Raw genomic sequence first — 1,432 nt, forward strand, 5'->3', positions numbered from 1 at the left:
GCCGCCTCCAATCTCCTTGCCACCCTCGTTCTTGACGACAACAACTTGTGGAGGAGGCATCTTTTTTTGAGTGGGTAGGGAGGAGTGTTGGAGCTAGGTAGTCCGGTCTTGGTGGTGCGTTCTTTATAGACCGCCGAACGTGGGCTCCGTGCTTTGCGCTGCGCAAGCTGCCAAGACCCTCGTCCAAGCGACCGCCGCGTGATCACAATGGGGACCCGCGAAAGCACTCTGACGGAATATTACAACAACGCAGCCATTTCGCTAGCCACCTCAGAATCCTACTCAGCTTGCCTTGTTGGACGAGTGGCATTTATCGGTGGCGAATATGCCGAGGTGAAAGTTAAACGCAGGCAACAAGCCCACTATTTGGCAGTATGAAAACATGATCATGTAGGATCAAGGCGTTGGAAGTGGCCAACAACATTTCACCACTAAGTATACATACAATGAAGAATTGCTTGAGTATCCGACGAGTGCTTTGAGACGGAATGTAAATGGGCTTTCCCACTTTGAGAAGGAAAAAAATTGAAGGTTTTGAATTTCAGAAAGGCCGGAAAACAGGGAAAACTAAAGATAGGTGGAAAAGCAGAGAAACAATTGGGATAGTGGAGAGGCCACCGCCGTCTGAAGTATATCACAAATTGTCAGGGAAAGGAGAGGGATTCAGTGTGGAATCCAACCCGAGAGATTTCAATAGTATCCAATACCTCACCTCGATGTTCGCATTGAGATACTTGGCTGTTCGGGGGTGATTTGAACTGACTATGATATGTACACGCACTGAAATTTGTGGAAAATCAAGTCAGGACAAAGGAACAAATACAAGGCTGATTTCGATGTGGATCCTGGAAGAGACCTACCTACACTTTTCTCAGGAAAAACAAAAAGGAGTTCCAGAAAGCCGAAAGCAAGATTGCAGGAGCCTAGAAGTTAACGAGAAGGGAAATTCAGGCTGGGAAGATTAGAACAGAGGTTGAATCACTGGTCAGTCGGTTTCAGAAGTGATCGGATCGTGCGAAGAGGGTTTGTTCAACTTACCGGGAGGGGTGGCGGGAGCGGGGGTGCGGCAGATAATGCAGTAGTGGTTGCCGCCACCAATCTCCTTGCCGTGGTTGGTGCAGACGACAACTTGTGGGGGAGGCATTCTTTTTTTATGGGTGAAGAGGAGGGCGAGGTGATGGTTGGAGGTAGGTAGTGCGGTCTTGGTGGTTGGTCTTTTATAGACCGGTGCAGGTGGGCTCGGCGTCTTGCGCTGCGCACGCATTGGGGCGTGACCGCGTGATCTCAAAGGGGGCGCGCGCGACGTGTTTTCATCAAAGCACTCGCACGGAATACTAAACCGCATCGCGACTTTGCTGTACATGTAAACTACACACTCAGCATGCTTTTTCACGTTCCCGGCAAATAATAAGAATCAGATATGCCTCCTATC

General features: G+C 49.4%; 1 protein-coding gene. It reads right to left on the minus strand.

Annotation, left to right across the window (positions count from 1 at the left end; translation table 11 throughout):
* Positions 1-985: 985 nt before the first annotated feature.
* Positions 986-1,363 (minus strand): hypothetical protein, encoded by a 378-nt coding sequence (locus tag RF650_RS13500; protein ID WP_368815174.1) that lies wholly within the window; start codon positions 1,361-1,363, stop codon positions 986-988.
* Positions 1,364-1,432 lie beyond the last annotated feature (69 nt).

The sequence above is a fragment of the Kocuria sp. CPCC 205297 genome, from assembly GCF_040981035.1.
Taxonomy (GTDB): domain Bacteria; phylum Actinomycetota; class Actinomycetes; order Actinomycetales; family Micrococcaceae; genus Kocuria; species Kocuria marina.

What these genes read in the sequence shown, in the direction of transcription:
- RF650_RS13500 (WP_368815174.1), bottom strand. Translation starts at nt 1,363, where the DNA reads ATGTACAGCAAAGTCGCGATGCGGTTTAGTATTCCGTGCGAGTGCTTT.